Source organism: Kribbella sp. NPDC051137 (genome assembly GCF_040682535.1).
Taxonomy (GTDB): Bacteria; Actinomycetota; Actinomycetes; order Propionibacteriales; family Kribbellaceae; genus Kribbella; species Kribbella karoonensis.
On sequence record NZ_JBFBBI010000012.1, the window covers coordinates 1 to 15,606 of the forward strand.

Sequence of the window (15,606 nt, forward strand, 5' to 3'; positions counted from 1 at the left end):
ATCGGGTCACCACCGATCCCGATCGCCGTCGAGAACCCGAAGTCCTGCAGCTCGTACATCATCTGGTACGTCAGCGTGCCGGACTTGCTGACCAGGCCGATCCGGCCCTGGCCGGCGATGCTGGCCGGGATGATGCCGGCGTTCGACTCGCCCGGCGTGATGATGCCGGGGCAGTTCGGGCCGATGATCCGGGTCTTGCCGGACGCCTGCGCCGCGGCGAAGAACGCCGCGGTGTCGTGCACCGGCACGCCCTCGGTGATCACCACGACCAGCGGCACCTCGGCCTCGACGGCCTCCAGTACGGCGTCCTTGGTGAACTTCGGCGGGACGAAGATGACCGACACGTTCGCGCCGGTCTCCTTGACCGCGTCCGCGACGGTGCCGAACACCGGGACCGACTTGCCGTCGAAGTCCTGGCTCTGGCCCGCCTTGCGCGGGTTCACGCCGCCGACGATGTTGGTGCCGGAGGCGAGCATCCGGGTGGTGTGCTTGGTGCCCTCGGAGCCGGTCATGCCCTGGACGATGACCTTGCTGTCCTTGGTCAGGAAGATAGACATTGTTCGGCGATCCCTTACTTCGCAGCCAGCTCGGCGGCGCGCTTGGCGGCGCCGTCCATCGTGTCGACCCGCTCCAGACCGGCGAGGCCCGCCTCGTCGAGGATCCGGCGGCCCTCCTCGGCGTTGTTGCCGTCCAACCGGACGACCAGCGGCTTGGTGACGTGCTCGCCGCGGGAGGCCAGCAGCTCGAACGCCTGGACGATGCCGTTCGCGACCGCGTCGCAGGCGGTGATGCCGCCGAAGACGTTCACGAACACGCTCTTCACCTGCTGGTCGGAGATGATGATCTCCAGCCCGTTGGCCATCACCTCGGCCGAAGCGCCACCGCCGATGTCGAGGAAGTTGGCCGGCTTCTGGCCACCGAACTCCTCACCGGCGTACGCGACGACGTCCAGGGTCGACATGACCAGACCCGCGCCGTTGCCGATGATGCCGACCGAACCGTCGAGCTTCACGTAGTTCAGGCCCTTGGCCTTGGCCGCCGCCTCCAGCGGGTCGGCCGCCGAGACGTCCTCGAACTCGGCGTGGTCCGGGTGCCGGAAGTCCGCGTTCTCGTCCAGGGTGACCTTGCCGTCCAGCGCCTCGACGTTGCCGTCCTCGAGCTTGACCAGCGGGTTCACCTCGACCAGCGACGCGTCCTCGGCGATGAACACCTCGTACAGCTTGACGATCTCCGGTACGACGGCGTCGATCACGTCGGCCGGGTACTTCGCCGCGGTGGCGATCTCCCGTGCCTTGGCCTCGTCCACACCCTTGGCCGGGTCGATCGAGATCTGCGCGACCGCCTCCGGGTTGGTGTGCGCGACCTCCTCGATCTCCATGCCGCCGGCGGCGGAGGCGATGCACAGGTAGTTGCGGTTCGCCCGGTCGACCAGGAACGAGAAGTAGTACTCCTCGGCGATCGCCGCGGCCGGGACGATGTTCAGGATCTTGACGACGTGACCCTTGATGTCCAGCCCGAGGATCTCGCGGGCCTTCTCCTCTGCCTCGTCCGGGCTCGAGGCCAGCTTGACGCCGCCTGCCTTGCCGCGGCCGCCGGTCTTGACCTGGGCCTTCACGACCACCCGGCCGCCGATCTTCTCGGCTGCCGCGCGCGCTTCCTCCGGAGTCGTGACGACCTCACCCACGGTCGTCCGCACCCCGTGCTTGGCGAAGACCGTCTTCGCCTGGAATTCCATCAGATCCACGAGTGTGGTCCCTCTCTCGCCTGTACGGATTCCTGACACTAGCCACCCTTGTGCCGCGAGCAACAGCCGGGGTACTCGCTGAGACGACCGTCACAGGCGCTCGCGCCGCCGTGCGAGGCTTGTTCGCATGACCGATCCTGAAACCAGACCAGCTGACGACTGGTGGCGTAGTGCCGTCGTTTACCAGGTGTACCCCCGTTCGTTCGCCGACGCGGACGGTGACGGCACCGGCGACGTGAACGGCATCCGCGCCCGGCTGCCGTACCTCGCCGACCTCGGCGTCGACGCGCTCTGGATCAGCCCCTGGTACCCGTCCCCGCTGCTCGACGGCGGGTACGACGTGGCCGACTACCGCGACATCAACCCGGAGTTCGGCACGCTCGCCGACGCCGACGCGCTGATCGCCGAGGCGCACGCGCTCGGCCTGCGGATCCTGATCGACCTGGTGCCGAACCACTGCTCCTGGGAGCACCCGTGGTTCAAGGCCGCGCTGGCCGCCGGAAAGGGTTCGCCGGAGCGCGACCTGTTCTGGTTCCGCGACACCGCGGACGGCAAGCCGCCGACGAACTGGCCGGCCGCGTTCGGAGGGCCCGCCTGGCAACAGATCGACGACGGGCAGTGGTACCTGCACCTGTTCGACATCTCCCAGCCGGACTGGAACTGGGACCACCCGAAGGTGATCGAGGAGTTCGACGCGATCCTGCGGTTCTGGTTCGACCGCGGCGTCGACGGGTTCCGGATCGACGTCGCCGACTCGATGGCGAAGGATCCCGCGATGCCCGACGTGGAGCTGTCGCACAACGGCGAGCCGACCCACGAGAAGTACGTCGGCCACCCGTTCTACGACCAGCCGGGCGTGCACACGATCCACCAGCGCTGGCGGGCGATCGCCGACGAGTACGCCGACACGCCGCAGGGGCCGCGGGTGTTCGTGGCCGAGGCGTGGCTGTCGCCGGCCGAGCGGCTCGCGCAGTACGTGCGGCCGAACGAGCTGCACTCGGCGTTCAACTTCGACGCGCTGCGGGCGAAGTGGGACGCGAAGGAGCTGCGCGAGGTCATCGACCACACCACCGACAACCTGTGGGCGGTCGGGGCGCCGGCGACGTGGGTGCTGAGCAACCACGACACGATCCGGCATCGCACGCGGTACGGGCGGGCGTTGCCGGACGCGCTGGAGGGCGCGGGCGTCGTACCCACGGATCTCGCGCTCGGTCTGCGCCGGGCCCGGGCCGCGGCGCTGCTGGAGCTGGCGCTGCCGGGTGGCGCGTACATCTACCAGGGCGACGAGCTCGGCCTGCCCGAGGTCGAGGACCTGCCGGAGGACAAGCTCGACGACCCGACGTGGGAGCGCTCCGGTCACACCGTCCGCGGCCGTGACGGCTGCCGGGTGCCGATCCCGTGGTCCGGCGCGGAACCGCCGTACGGCTTCGGTCCCGGCACAGGGCAGCCGTGGCTTCCGCAGCCGTCGGACTGGGCGCCGCTGACAGCCGACGCGCAGACGGGCGACCCGGGCAGCCACCTGAACCTCTACAAGGCGGCGCTCCGGATCCGCCGCGACCACCCGGCCCTCGGCGAAGGCCGGCTGACCTGGGACACGGACGCCCCCGAAGGCGTGCTGTCGTTCACCCGCGACCCCGGCTTCCGCTGCGTGGTCAACGTGACGGACGCCCCGGTCCCGCTGCCCGGACACCGTGAGGTCCTGCTCGCCAGCGAGCCGCTCACCGGCAACGTGCTCCCACCGGACACCACCGCTTGGCTCAGCCTCTGATACCGGACCAGGTCCGCAAACGAACCGGCCGGAGCCCGATGGCTCCGGCCGGTTCGTTTCAGCGGTCGCGGTCCTCGCGGTCCCGCCGGTCCCGGTCGTCCCGGTCCCGGCGGTCGCGGTCCTCGCGATCGCGCCGGTCCCGGTCCTCGCGGTCCCGGCGGGCCCGGTCTTCCCGGTCCCGGCGGTCCTGTTCGCGGCGGAACAGGCTCACTTCACGCCGCCCGCCGTCAGACCGGCGACGATGCGGCGCTGGAACAGCAGTACGGCGATCACCAGCGGGATCGTGACCACCACACCGGCGGCCATCTGGCTGCCGAACGGCTGGTCCCGGCCGGTGGTGCCGGTGAACTGCGAGATGATCACGTTCGCGGTCTGGATCGACTTCTTGTTGGTCATGCTCAGCGCGATCAGGAACTCGTTCCAGGCCGCGATGAACGTGATGATCGCGGTGGTGAACACCCCCGGTGCCGCGAGCGGGATGATCACCTTGCGGAACGCCTGGGCCGGCGTACAGCCGTCCACCATCGCCGCCTGCTCGAGCTCCTGCGGCATCTGCCGGAAGAACGCGGTCAGGTTCCACACCGCCAGCGGCAGCGCGAACGACAGGCTGGGCACGATCATCGCCTGGTAGGTGTTGATCCAGGAAATGTTCACGAACAGCTTCAGCAGCGGTACGACGAGCGAGATGCCCGGGAACATCGACGTGGTGATGATGATCGCCAGCACGATGTTCTTGCCCTTGAAGTCCAGCCGGGCCAGCGTGTACGCCGCGATCATGCCGATGATCAGCGTCAGGATCGTCACCGACCCGGCCACGATCAGGCTGTTCAGCAGGCCCCGGCCGAAACCGTTCGAGCCGCTGAACACGTCCTTGAAGTTCTGGAACGAGAACGGCATCGGGATCGGCGCGTTCGAGAACTGGTCGGACGGCCGGCGGAACGCCGAGACCACCATCCAGTAGAACGGCGCCAGGCAGTAGACCACGATGATCGCGACGCCGAGCAGCGGCAGCCACCGCTTCACGAACGGGTTCTCGCCGGCCCGCACCTGCGGGATTTCGCTCGCCATCAGACAGCCCTCCCTGAACCGGACGCGGCATTGAGCGTGACGGCGGCCGACCCGGCCACGGCACCCGCGCCACCGTTCTTCTTCCGTCGACCGCCCGGCTTCTTCGCCCGCGCCTCACCGATCACGTCGGCGCCGAGGATCTTCACGAACATGTAGGCGACCACCGCGACGTACAGGAACAGCACCGTCGCGTACGCCGCCGCCGGTCCGTATCTGACGTTGAACGCCTCGTCGTACGCCAGCATCGAGAGCGTCTCGACCGAGTCCTTGTGCGCGCCGACCAGCACGAACGGCAGGTCGAAGATCCGCAGCGTGTCGAGGATCCGGAACAGCACCGCCACCAGCAGTGCCGGCTTCACCAGCGGCAGCGTGATCCGCACGAAGGTCTGCCACGCGTTCGCCCCGTCCACCTTGGCGGCCTCGTAGACCTCGGCCGGGATGGTCTGCAGCCCGGCCAGGACCAGAAGGCCGATGAACGGTGCGGTCTTCCAGGTGTCCGCGATCACCACCGAGAGCTTGGACTGCCAGCCCTCGGTCGACCACAGCACCTGGGTGCCGAGCAGGGCGTTGGCGACGCCGTCGGCCTGGAAGACCCACTTCCACAGCAGCGCCGAGATGACGGTCGGGATCGCCCACGGGACCAGGATGCTGGCCCGGACGATGCCCCGGCCCTTGAACGCCTTGTGCATGATCAGCGCCATCGCGACGCCGAGGACGGTCTCCAGTACGACGCAGACCACGGTGAAGAACGTCGTGTTGTAGAAGGCGTTCCAGAACCGGTGCCCGGTGTCGCCGCGGAAGATGTCCGCGTAGTTCTTCAGGCCGACCCACTGCGACCCCTGGACCACGAACCCGTTCGCGTCCAGGTGCTGGCCGCTCTGGTACAGCGACTCCCGGAGCGCCGAGATGATCGGGAACAGCACGACCAGCGCCAGCACGATCAGCGTCGGGGAGAGCAGGATCGCGGCCAGCCGGCCGGTGCCCTCGTCGAAGCGCTGCTGACGCTTCGGTTTCTTGGCCGGTCGTTCCGCGACCGGCGCGCTTACAGTCACCTGAGACTCCTTTGTTCCCCGGGAACCACCCGGGCAGGGACGGGCCGGGGCCGGTGCGTGGTCACGACAGCTCCACCCACCGGCCCCGGCACGACGATCAGTTCGTGATGAGCGACTGCAGCTTGGTCTGCAGATCTGCCAGCGCCTTGTCCGGCGCGGTCTTCTGACTCAGCGCGTCGTACGCCGCCGCCTGGATGGCCGCGGTGACGTCGCCGTACTTGACGACCCGCGGACGCGGCTTCGCGTTCTGGATCGAGGCCTTCAGCGGGGCCAGGTACGGGAACTGCTTGTTCAGCGTCGGGTCGTCGTACAGCGAGGCCCAGGTCGGCGCCTGCGACGTCTTCTCGATGTTCGCCTTCTGACGGGCCTCGCTCGCCATGAAGTTGATGAAGTCGATCGCGGTCGCCTTGTTCTTGGCGTACGAGCTGATCGCGTAGTCGTGACCGCCGAGCGAGGAGACACCCGGGCCGGTCTTGCCCGGCAGCGGCGCGACCGCGAACTTGCCGGCGATCTTCGACGAGCCGTCGGTCTTGTTCGCCAGCGCGTACACGTACGGCCAGTTGCGCAGGAAGAGCAGCTTGCCGTCCTGGAAGGCGCGGCGGCTCTCCTCCTCCTTGTAGGTGATCGCTTCCTTCGGGATCACGCCGGTCTTGAAGTCGTTGACCAGCTCGGTGAGGCCGGCCTTGGCCTCCGGGGTGTTGACGTTCGGCTTGCCGTCCTTGTCGACGATGTCACCGCCGGCGGAGTTGACCGCCTCGGAGAAGTTCACCGTCAGGCCCTCGTACTTCTCGAACTGGCCCGCGTAGCAGCCGATGCCCTTGCCGGCCGGGGTCGCCTGCACCTTGGTGCAGTCGGCCTTCATCTCGTCCCAGGTCTTCGGCGCCTCGGTGATACCGGCCGCCTTCAGCAGGTCGCTGCGGTAGTACAGCAGGCCGCCGTCGGAGGTCATCGGGACCGCGTACAGCTTGTCGCGGTACTTCGCGGTCTCCACGGTCGCCGGCAGCAGCTTGCCGAGGTCCGGCACCTTGTCCTCGGGGATCTGGGTGATCCACTGGTTCGCCGCGAACTCCGAGGTCCAGACCACGTCCATCACCAGGACGCTGTACGCGTCGGACTTGGCCTGCGCGTTCTGGACCATCTGCTGGCGCTGCGCGTCCGCGTCCTCGGGCAGCTCCTTCAGCTCCACCTTCTCGTTCGGGTGCTGCGCGTTCCACGCGTTGAGCTGGTTCTGCAGGTTTCCGGAGGTGTCCTTGCCGGTGGCAAGCGTGATCGGGCCCCGACCTTCGAGCGCCCCCGTCGAAGCGCCCCCGCTGCCACTGCTTCCCTTGTCGCCGCTACCACACGCGGTGGCGAGCAGCGCGAGGCTGCCTGCGACGGCAACAAACGCCGTCCTGCGCGCATGTGATCGTTCAAACCTCATCGTTTACCTGCCCTCTCCCGATTCGGGACGTCACTTGGTCCTACGGTGATGACTCGCAGTTCCCCACCGCGCTGCGATCCACCCTGTCCGGACAGTAACCGAGAACAGGCCGATGTGTTCTGAGCCACACACAGCCCGCTCGACGGTCTCTGAAACGGTCAACCGCATGGCTGTATGCGACCGCGTTTGGGAAGCCCGCACAACCGGGCATTTCCTAACGATTCGGTATTACCGATTAGTAACCTTGCTGAAACGGGGATGACTGTTCAGAAGTGTTCGGAACAGCGAGACGTGCCCTAGGCCGTGGCGGAGGCGTCTCCGACGTTGGTCCGGACCCACTCGACGATCTCGGTGGTGGTCGCGCCCGGGGTGAAGATCTTGTGCACGCCGAGCTCGGCCAGCGGCTGCAGGTCCGCGTCCGGGATGATCCCGCCGCCGAACACCACGATGTCCTCCGCCTCCCGCTCGGCGAGCAACTCACGGACCCGCTTGAACAGCGTCATGTGGGCGCCGGACAGCACCGACAGGCCGATCGCGTCCGCGTCCTCGGCGATCGCGGTCTCGACGATCTGCTCCGGGGTCTGGTGCAGCCCCGTGTAGATGACCTCCATGCCGGCGTCCCGCAGGGCGCGGGCGACGACCTTGGCACCGCGGTCGTGACCGTCCAGACCGGGCTTGGCGACGACAACGCGCAACGGGCTCGTAGCAGACATGTGGGCAGGCTAACCCGCCCCGTTACTCACGGATAAGACACGGACGCGTGTGTTCCCCCACACGCCTGACGGGAACCGGTTACCGTTGAAAGTGATCGGACCACCGGGGGGTCTGGTTTGGTGAGGAGTCGCGCCCATGAGGAGCTGGCAGGACGACGTCCGCGGCGCGCTGGACGGACTTGCGTACGGCGCCCGCTCCGCCCTCTCGCCGAGCGTCCTGCAGGGCGCAGCGGTCGAGCTCGCCTGGCTGACCACCCATCTCGCGATGTACCCGCTCGGTCTGGTCGGTCGCGCGCCCGCGCTGCCCGCCCGGCTGAACCTGGCCGGCCTCGGCCCCGCCCAGCGCGGCCTGCTGGTCAGCGACGTCCGGGCCGCCGGTACACCGATCCTGCTGGCGCACGGGATCATCGACAACCACACGATCTTCGCGCTGATGCGCCGGCACCTGGTCCGGCACGGGTTCAGCAGCATCCACACGTTCTCGTACTCGCCGCTGACCCTGGACGTACGCCGTACCGCCGAGCGGATGGGGCGGGAGATCGAGGCGATCTGCGAGGACTCCGGGTCGGACCAGATCCACGTCATCGGGCACAGCCTCGGCGGACTGATCGCGCGGTACTACGTGCAGCGCCTGGGCGGCGACGCCCGGGTCCACACCTGCGTCACACTCGGCACGCCGCACCAGGGCACCATGGCCGCGAAGCTGCTGCCGTGGCCGCTGGTCAAGCAGATCCGGCCGGACAGCGACCTGCTGGCCGAACTCGACGAGCCGGCACCGGACTGCGGGACCCGGTTCCACGCGTTCTACAGCGACGTCGACCAGTTGATCGTGCCGCAGCGCCGGGCCCGGATCCGGCACCCCGACCTGCAGGCGACCAACGTCCGCGTGCACGGCGTCGGCCATCTGTCGTTGCCGTTCCACGGCGACGTCGTGCACCGGATCACCGGATTGTTGGCAGATCTTGATGACACACCCAGAACTGCCTGACTCGTAAGCGTTCTGAGCGCTTGCGGCGGATGCACGTGCAGGCGCGCATGCAAAAGTTTCGTGAAGGAGCCGCGGAAAAGTGGGTGGCGGGGTTTGTCACCCCGTGACCCTTCCGTTATGGTCTGTGAGTCCTCTTGGGGAATAAACCCCTCGAGAGGGCGGACAGTTCCCCTCCCCTGTGACCGAAAGGCCACGTTGTGTCCCAGCACCGTGCCGCGGGAGACCGCGTCACGCCCGGCAACGCTGCGCGCAAGAACGGCGCAGGACGTCACAGTGCCAAGCATCGCGTCGCCAGGCGTAACACCCCGAGCAGTACCCAGATCGTCGGACTGACCGCCGCGCTCGCCGCGGCAGCCGGAGCTGTCGGCTTCAGCCACAGCTCACTGGCGTCACCGACCCAGGCGAACTCCGCGGTCAACCTCGCGGCCCTCAGCCTGGACGGTGGGCAGCAGCTGTCCGGCATCACCACGGCACGCATCCAGGCGCGCCAGCTCGCCACCCGTGACTCCTCCCGGGTCCAGCTGGCCGACACGACGACCACCAAGAAGCAGTCCGCTGCGACCCAGCTGGCCAAGGCCCGGGCCGCGAAGCTGAACGCCAGCCAGGCCCTCACCGCCAAGCGGGCGAACGCGCTGGCCCTCGCGAAGGCCAAGGCCGAGGCGGCCGAGAAGAAGGCCCGCGAGTCCGCGACCCGCTGTCAGATCATGCTGACCGGCTACCACATCACCGCGACGTTCGGGCAGGGCGGCAACCGCTGGGCCCACAATCACACCGGCCTCGACTTCGCCGCCCCGATCGGTACCCGGATCGGCGCCGTGATGAAGGGCGTGGTGATCTTCGCCGACTGGGCCGGCCCGTACGGTCGCCAGGTCCAGGTCCGGCACGAGGACGGCACCACCACCTGGTACAACCACATGTCGAAGTTCAGCGTGTCGGTCGGCGAGACCGTGTACGCGGGCGACCAGGTCGGCGCGGTCGGGATGACCGGCAACACCACCGGCCCGCACCTGCACTTCGAGGTGCACCCGGGCGGCGGGCCCGCGGTCGACCCCGACCCGTGGCTGCGCAACCACTGCGGCATCAACCCGTACACCGCGATGTGAGAACCCGACCCGGCTAAGCTGCGGCGCATGCGCCCGGCAGCCGGTGAGGTCCTGCACTTCTCCGAAGATCCCACGATCACGACCTTCAAGCCGTACGTCGCGCGGACGAACGGGAAGGTCACGCCGTACGTCTGGGCCGTCGGCCACGACCGCGCTCCGGACTACTGGTTCCCCCGGGACTGCCCGCGGGCGCTGGCCTGGGTCGGACCGGACACCACCACGGAGGACCGCGAGCGGATCATCGGCTCCGGCTCCGGGACCCGCGTCCACGCCGTCGAGTACGGCTGGCTGGACGCGATGCGATCGGTCTCCCTCTATGCCTACAGGTTGCCCGCCGGGTCCTTCGTCGAGCACGACGCCGCTTTCGTAGCGAGCTCCGAGGTGCGGCCGCTCGGCCCACCCGAGCGGGTCGGTGACCTGTTCGAACTGCACGACGAGGCGGGCATCCAGCTGCGGGTGCTGCCGCGGTTGCACGCCTTCTGGGCCGCGGCGACCGACAGCACGCTCGAGTGGAGCGGCATCCGGCTCCGGAACGCCAAGCCGTGAGGTACGGCGAGGTCGCGGAGACGTCCTGGGCCTGGGTGCTCAACCAGATCCGGTGGGACGACGACGGCCCGTGGATCCCAGAATCCGCTGATGGCGCGAAGCCCGACGAGTACATCAACGGCATACACAGCGGTATCGGTGGTCTGGCCCACGTACTGGCCGAGATCCGTCTCGTCCGGGCTTGGACGTCGGCCGAGCACGACCTGGCCGACGCGATCGGAGACCGCATCCGTACGGCGATCCCGGCAACGAGCGCGACCACGTTCTTCGACGGGCTGGTCAGCTCGATCGGGGTGCTCACTGCGCTGGATCAGCCCGGTACGTCAGCCTGTCTGGAGCGGCTGCGCGCGCTGCAGACCGCCGATGGTTGGCCGGAGAGCTTCCTGGACGAGCCGCGGTACGAGCCAGGGGCGGTAGCGAACGACGTCACGTTGGGGACCGGGGCGGTGCTGCTCGGCGCGCTGTGGGCGCTGCGTCACGGCGTCGAGGCCGGCGATCTGGCGGACGGGGCCGCGGACTTGCTGCTGGCCGAGCGGGAGGTCGTGCCGGCCGGACTCAACTGGCAGTTCGTGTCGCGCCGATTCCGCTCCGACGAGCCGACCGAGATGCCGAACTTCTCCCACGGACTCGCCGGAATCGTGGCGGTGCTCGCGTTGGCCGGCGCCGACCTCGGCCGTGCCGAACTGGTGGACGCGGCGCAGCGTGGGGCGGAGCACCTGGTGACCCTCGGCACCACCGACGACCGCGGTTTCCGGGTGCCGAGGGTGATCCCGTGGGCGGCGCGGCACGGCGACGAGTACACGTACAACTGGTGCCACGGCGGCGCCGGTACCGCGCTCGCGTTCAGTGCCCTCGAGTACGCCGGCGTACCGGCGATCGCCGGTGAGTCGCCGTGGCGGTGGCGCCGGCGGTGTCTGGACAGCGTCCGGTACTCCGGGATCCCCGAGCGGCTGCATCCCGGGTTCTGGGACAACGACGGCCGCTGCTGCGGTACGGCCGGGGTCGGCGACGCGTTCCTCGACGCGTGGCTGCGCGACGGGGAGAAGACCGACCTGGAGTTCGCCGTGCGGATGGCTGACGCGCTGGTTGGGAACGCCTACCCCGACGGGTACTGGCGGTTCGTGGAACACAAGAACGAGGACCCGCTGCTGCCGCCGGGCGTCGGCTGGATGCAGGGCGCGGCCGGGATCTCGGCGTACCTGTTCCGGCTGCAGCGCGCCGTCGACGGGGATCAGCGCGCCGTCGACCGGATGGACAACTGGTGGGTCAGCGCTGCCAGACCTCGGCCGTCGTGAGGAACGCCGACGACCCGGGCCTGTCCGGTGAACCGTCGACCTGAACGAACCCGGGGACCGAGGCGCCGCCGATCGACACGGTCGCCGAACGCACCGGGGCGATCACCAGGCTGAGGCTGTGGTTGCCCTCGGCGAGCTGGAAGTTGTCGGTCGCGAACAGCCGCCGGTCCAGGACGCCGCCCATCTCGATCTGGATGTCCGCGGCCTTCGCGCTCAGCCCGTCGGCCAGGTTCATCGAGACCTGGACCAGGTCCCGCTCGACGGCCGGCTCGTGCCACGGCAGTCCCTGGACCTCGAGGAACGAGCGCACGAAGTACCGCTCCAGCCAGGCCGCCAGGTCGACGTCCTCGGAGACCACCCGGACGATCCCGTCGAACCAGAGCACCACCGCCGTCCCCGAGCCGCGGATCGACCAGTCGACCATCCAGATCGACGCGTACGCCGTGACCTTGCCGCGCTCGTCGAACAGCCGGAGGCCAGGATTCGCCCCCGCCAGGATGATCCGGCGGTTGGCGGCCGACGACTTGGACATGAGGGGCGCGCTTCCGGGAGGGGCCGAAGATCCTTGATTGTCTCAATCTCCGGGTCAGATGCAACGCATATGAGTCAAATCTTTTCCACCGGTGCGTAGCGGAGCAAGAGACGTTTCACGCCTTCGGAGCCGAAATCGATGTCGGCCTGGGCCTGCTGGCCCTCGCCGCGGACCACCACGACGGTGCCCATCCCGAAGCTGTCGTGCACCACCCGGTCGCCCGGGTTGAGGCTGATCACGGGCTTGTCGGACGCCGTCTTGCGGGCAGGCTCGTACCGGCTCGGGATCCCGCTGCCACGGGCCGTGCCGGTGCCGGACCAGCGGGTGATCGCGGAGTCGTCGCGGCGCCAGTCGAGCAGCTCGGCCGGGATCTCCTCCAGGAACCGGGACGGCGGGTTGTGCTGCGGGGCGCCGTACGCCGACCGCACCGCGGCCCGGGAGATCGCCAGCCGCTGCCGGGCCCGGGTGATGCCGACGTACGCGAGCCGGCGCTCCTCCTCGAGCTCCTTCAGGTCGGTCAGCGACCGGGAGTGCGGGAAGACGCCGTCCTCCATGCCGGTCAGGAACACCACCGGGAACTCCAGGCCCTTCGCGGTGTGCAGCGTCATCAGCGTGACCACACCCTCGGTGGCCGCGTCCGGGATCTGGTCCGCGTCCGCAACCAGCGCGACCCGCTCCAGGAACGCCTGCAGATCGGCCGGCTCCCCCGCCGCGGTCCGCTCCTCGACGAACTCGCGGGCCACCGAGATGAACTCGTCCAGGTTCTCCAGCCGGGTCTCGTCCTGCGGATCCGGCGACTTCTGCAGCGCCTCGTGGTACCCGGACCGGTGCAGCGCGACGTCCAGGATGTCGTCCGGCGGGGCGCCCGAGTCCACCATCGCGGTCAGCTCGTCGAGGATGTCGACGAACGCCTGTACGGCGTTGACCGAGCGGGACGCCATCGCGGGCGCGTCGTGGGCGCGGCGCATCGCCTGCGCGAACGAGATCCGGTCCCGCTGCGCGAGCGCCTCGATCGCGGCCTCGGCCCGGTCGCCGATCCCGCGCTTCGGCTCGTTCATGATCCGGCGCAGCGAGACCGTGTCCTCCGGGTTCACCAGCACGCGCAGGTACGCGAGCGCGTCGCGGACCTCCTTGCGCTCGTAGAACCGGACGCCGCCGACCACCTTGTACGGATGGCCGGTCCGGATGAAGACCTCTTCGAAGACCCGGGACTGCGCGTTGGTCCGGTAGAACACCGCGACGTCGGACGGCTTCACGCCCTCGGCGTCGGCGAGCCGGTCGATCTCGTCGGCGACGAACTGGGCCTCGTCGTGCTCGTTGTCCGCGACGTACACCGCGATCTGCTCGCCCGCACCCTGGTCGGACCAGAGGTTCTTCGCCATCCGGCCCTCGTTGCGGGCGATCACCGCGTTGGCGGCCGACAGGATGGTCTGGGTGGAGCGGTAGTTCTGCTCCAGCAGGATCGTCTCGGCGCCGGCGAAGTCCTCCTCGAAGGCGAGGATGTTCCGGATCGTCGCCCCGCGGAAGGCGTAGATCGACTGGTCCGAATCGCCCACGACCATCAGCTCGGCCGGCGGGGCGGTCGGGTTCTTCTCGTCGACCGGATCCTCGCCGCAGAGCTCGCGGATCAGCGTGTACTGCGCGTGGTTGGTGTCCTGGTACTCGTCGACGAGCACGTGGCGGAACCGGCGGCGGTAGTACTCCCGGACCTCGGGGAACGCCTGCAGCAGGTTGACCGTGGTCATCAGCAGGTCGTCGAAGTCCAGCGCGTTCGCCTGGGCGAGCCGCTCCTGGTAGATCCGGTAGCACTCGGCGTACGTCTCCTCGAGATGGTTCTCCGCCTTCGCGGCGGCCGTCTCGTGGTCGATCAGCTCGTTCTTCTGGGTGGAGATCCAGTTCAGCACGGCGCGCGGGTTGTACCGCTTGACGTCCAGGTCGAGCTCGCGGCAGACCAGCGTCATCAGCCGCCGGGAGTCCGTGTCGTCGTAGATCGAGAACGTCGAGTTGATCCCGAACCGCTTGATGTCGCGGCGGAGGATCCGCACACAGGACGAGTGGAACGTCGAGACCCACATGATCTTCGCCCGCGGGCCGACCAGCTCGACGACCCGCTCGCGCATCTCCGCGGCCGCCTTGTTGGTGAAGGTGATCGCGAGGATCGCGCCGGGGTGCACGTCCCGGGCCGCCAGCAGGTAGGCGATCCGCCGGGTCAGCACCCGGGTCTTGCCCGACCCCGCGCCGGCGACCACCAGCAGCGGCTTCCCGGCGTGCACGACGGCTGCCCGCTGCTGCGGATTCAGCCCTTCGAGCAGCTCGTCCGGGTCGGGACGGGACGTCTTGGACTCCTCCAGCGGCACCGGAAGCTCATCAGGCGAGAACAGCGTAGTCATCACCCAACACCTTAGGCGCTCCCCCGGACAGTTTCCGAAAACCGGTGCCGGCGGAACGACAGGTATGTTGCTCGCCGTGGATCTTGTGACCAGGTACGACGAGCTGAGCGACCGCGTGTACGCGTTGTACGAGGTCGAGGCATACGACGAGGCGCTGGAGGTGCTGCGGACCGAGAGCACCGGACTCGAACCGTGGAGGGCCGAACTCGCGCAGGTGGAGGCCTGCCTGCTCGCGGTGCGTGGGGATGCGGACGAGGCACTGCGCGTGCTGCGGGAGGCCAGTGCGGACGGGGCCTGGTGGGCGCCCGAGGTGCTGGCCGATGACGACGACCTGGAGGCGTTGCGCGGACGGCCCGAGTTCGAGGAGCTGCTGGCGGTGTCGGGCTCGCGGGCCGCGGACGACGTCGTCCCGGCGCTGGTCGACGTACCGGACCGGCCTCGGGGCGTGGTGGTCGCGCTGCACGGCGCCGGGCAGACAGCGGCGCATGCGCGGGCGGACTGGAGCGCGGTGCTGGATCACGGATATGCGCTGGTGTGTGTGGAGTCGTCGCGGCGGATGTCGCCGATGTACCGCACCTGGCCCGACCGTGCCCAGGCCGCGGCCGACATCGCCCGGGCGCTCGTCGGCCTGCCCGACCTCGACGGTCCGGTGCTGGCCGCCGGGTTCTCGGCCGGTGGTCGCGCGGCGCTCGACTGGGCGCTCACCGCCACGCCGGCGCCGGTGAGCGGCGTGCTCGCGCTGGCGCCGGCCCTGCGGGAACTGCCGGACGCCGCCGCCAACCCGTTGTCGCCGGCAACCATCTGGATCGGGACCGGCGACGACCTGCGCGAGGTGGTGGACGAGAAGGCGGCCGCGCTGACCGCCTTCGGCTGCACGATCGCGCCGATCCCCGGGCTCGGGCACGCGTTCCCGGACAGGTTCGGGGAGTTGCTGGCGGACGTGCTGTAGCGGGCGATTCGCTGTCGGCAGAGTTGCCCTCAGCAGAA

At 69.1% G+C, this 15,606-nt stretch carries 15 protein-coding genes; 6 read left to right on the forward strand and 9 right to left on the reverse strand.

Annotation, left to right across the window (positions count from 1 at the left end):
- The coding region (locus AB0M51_RS42120) for a CoA-binding protein (RefSeq protein ID WP_363754565.1) at nt 1–557 on the reverse strand (557 nt) is incomplete at its 3' end.
- Nucleotides 558–571: 14 nt separating this feature from the next.
- Nucleotides 572–1,744 (reverse strand): ADP-forming succinate--CoA ligase subunit beta, encoded by a 1,173-nt coding sequence (gene sucC / locus AB0M51_RS42125; RefSeq protein ID WP_344199496.1) that lies wholly within the window; start codon nt 1,742–1,744, stop codon nt 572–574.
- A gap of 127 nt (nt 1,745–1,871) precedes the next feature.
- Here sucC and AB0M51_RS42130 point away from each other — a divergent pair, with 127 nt between their 5' ends.
- The gene (locus AB0M51_RS42130; protein ID WP_344199499.1) at nt 1,872–3,512 is read left to right on the forward strand and encodes a glycoside hydrolase family 13 protein; all 1,641 of its coding nucleotides are present in this window, start codon (nt 1,872–1,874) and stop codon (nt 3,510–3,512) included.
- Between the two features lie 58 nt (nt 3,513–3,570).
- Here the strand turns inward: AB0M51_RS42130 and AB0M51_RS42135 are convergent, their stop codons facing one another.
- The 5 genes from AB0M51_RS42135 to AB0M51_RS42155 all read right to left on the reverse strand — a co-directional run bounded on the left by AB0M51_RS42135 (nt 3,571) and on the right by AB0M51_RS42155 (nt 7,765).
- Nucleotides 3,571–3,723 (reverse strand): hypothetical protein, encoded by a 153-nt coding sequence (locus AB0M51_RS42135; protein WP_344199501.1) that lies wholly within the window; start codon nt 3,721–3,723, stop codon nt 3,571–3,573.
- Nucleotides 3,720–4,580, reverse strand: coding sequence for a carbohydrate ABC transporter permease (locus AB0M51_RS42140; protein WP_344199503.1), 861 nt, complete (start codon nt 4,578–4,580; stop codon nt 3,720–3,722). Before AB0M51_RS42140 ends, AB0M51_RS42135 begins: the two co-directional genes overlap by 4 nt.
- Nucleotides 4,580–5,632 (reverse strand): sugar ABC transporter permease, encoded by a 1,053-nt coding sequence (locus AB0M51_RS42145; RefSeq protein WP_344199504.1) that lies wholly within the window; start codon nt 5,630–5,632, stop codon nt 4,580–4,582. Before AB0M51_RS42145 ends, AB0M51_RS42140 begins: the two co-directional genes overlap by 1 nt.
- Before the next feature lie 97 nt (nt 5,633–5,729).
- Nucleotides 5,730–7,052 (reverse strand): ABC transporter substrate-binding protein, encoded by a 1,323-nt coding sequence (locus tag AB0M51_RS42150; RefSeq protein ID WP_344199506.1) that lies wholly within the window; start codon nt 7,050–7,052, stop codon nt 5,730–5,732.
- A gap of 296 nt (nt 7,053–7,348) precedes the next feature.
- Nucleotides 7,349–7,765, reverse strand: coding sequence for a cobalamin B12-binding domain-containing protein (locus tag AB0M51_RS42155; RefSeq protein ID WP_344199508.1), 417 nt, complete (start codon nt 7,763–7,765; stop codon nt 7,349–7,351).
- Between the two features lie 136 nt (nt 7,766–7,901).
- Between AB0M51_RS42155 and AB0M51_RS42160 the strand changes: the two genes are divergently transcribed.
- The 4 genes from AB0M51_RS42160 to AB0M51_RS42175 all read left to right on the forward strand — a co-directional run bounded on the left by AB0M51_RS42160 (nt 7,902) and on the right by AB0M51_RS42175 (nt 11,697).
- Complete coding sequence (locus tag AB0M51_RS42160; RefSeq protein ID WP_344199511.1) at nt 7,902–8,753, forward strand: alpha/beta fold hydrolase; 852 nt, start codon at nt 7,902–7,904, stop codon at nt 8,751–8,753.
- A gap of 197 nt (nt 8,754–8,950) precedes the next feature.
- Complete coding sequence (locus tag AB0M51_RS42165) at nt 8,951–9,856, forward strand: M23 family metallopeptidase (RefSeq protein WP_344199514.1); 906 nt, start codon at nt 8,951–8,953, stop codon at nt 9,854–9,856.
- A gap of 27 nt (nt 9,857–9,883) precedes the next feature.
- Nucleotides 9,884–10,402, forward strand: coding sequence for a DUF6886 family protein (locus AB0M51_RS42170; protein ID WP_344199519.1), 519 nt, complete (start codon nt 9,884–9,886; stop codon nt 10,400–10,402).
- A complete protein-coding gene (locus tag AB0M51_RS42175) occupies nt 10,399–11,697 on the forward strand; it encodes a lanthionine synthetase LanC family protein (protein ID WP_344199521.1) in 1,299 nt (432 codons plus the stop codon). The genes AB0M51_RS42170 and AB0M51_RS42175 overlap by 4 nt, the downstream gene beginning before the upstream one ends.
- On the opposite strand, the gene AB0M51_RS42180 is transcribed toward AB0M51_RS42175, so the two are convergent.
- Both AB0M51_RS42180 and pcrA read right to left on the reverse strand, forming a co-directional pair.
- Nucleotides 11,669–12,229 (reverse strand): hypothetical protein, encoded by a 561-nt coding sequence (locus AB0M51_RS42180; protein WP_344199523.1) that lies wholly within the window; start codon nt 12,227–12,229, stop codon nt 11,669–11,671. The genes AB0M51_RS42175 and AB0M51_RS42180 overlap by 29 nt on opposite strands.
- Before the next feature lie 74 nt (nt 12,230–12,303).
- Nucleotides 12,304–14,619, reverse strand: a complete 2,316-nt coding sequence (gene pcrA / locus AB0M51_RS42185) for a DNA helicase PcrA (RefSeq protein WP_344199526.1) — start codon at nt 14,617–14,619, stop codon at nt 12,304–12,306.
- Between the two features lie 76 nt (nt 14,620–14,695).
- On the opposite strand from pcrA, the gene AB0M51_RS42190 reads away from it, so the two are divergent.
- On the forward strand, nt 14,696–15,568 hold the full coding sequence (locus tag AB0M51_RS42190) for a phospholipase (RefSeq protein ID WP_344199529.1): 873 nt from the start codon (nt 14,696–14,698) through the stop codon (nt 15,566–15,568).
- Nucleotides 15,569–15,606: the final 38 nt, after the last annotated feature.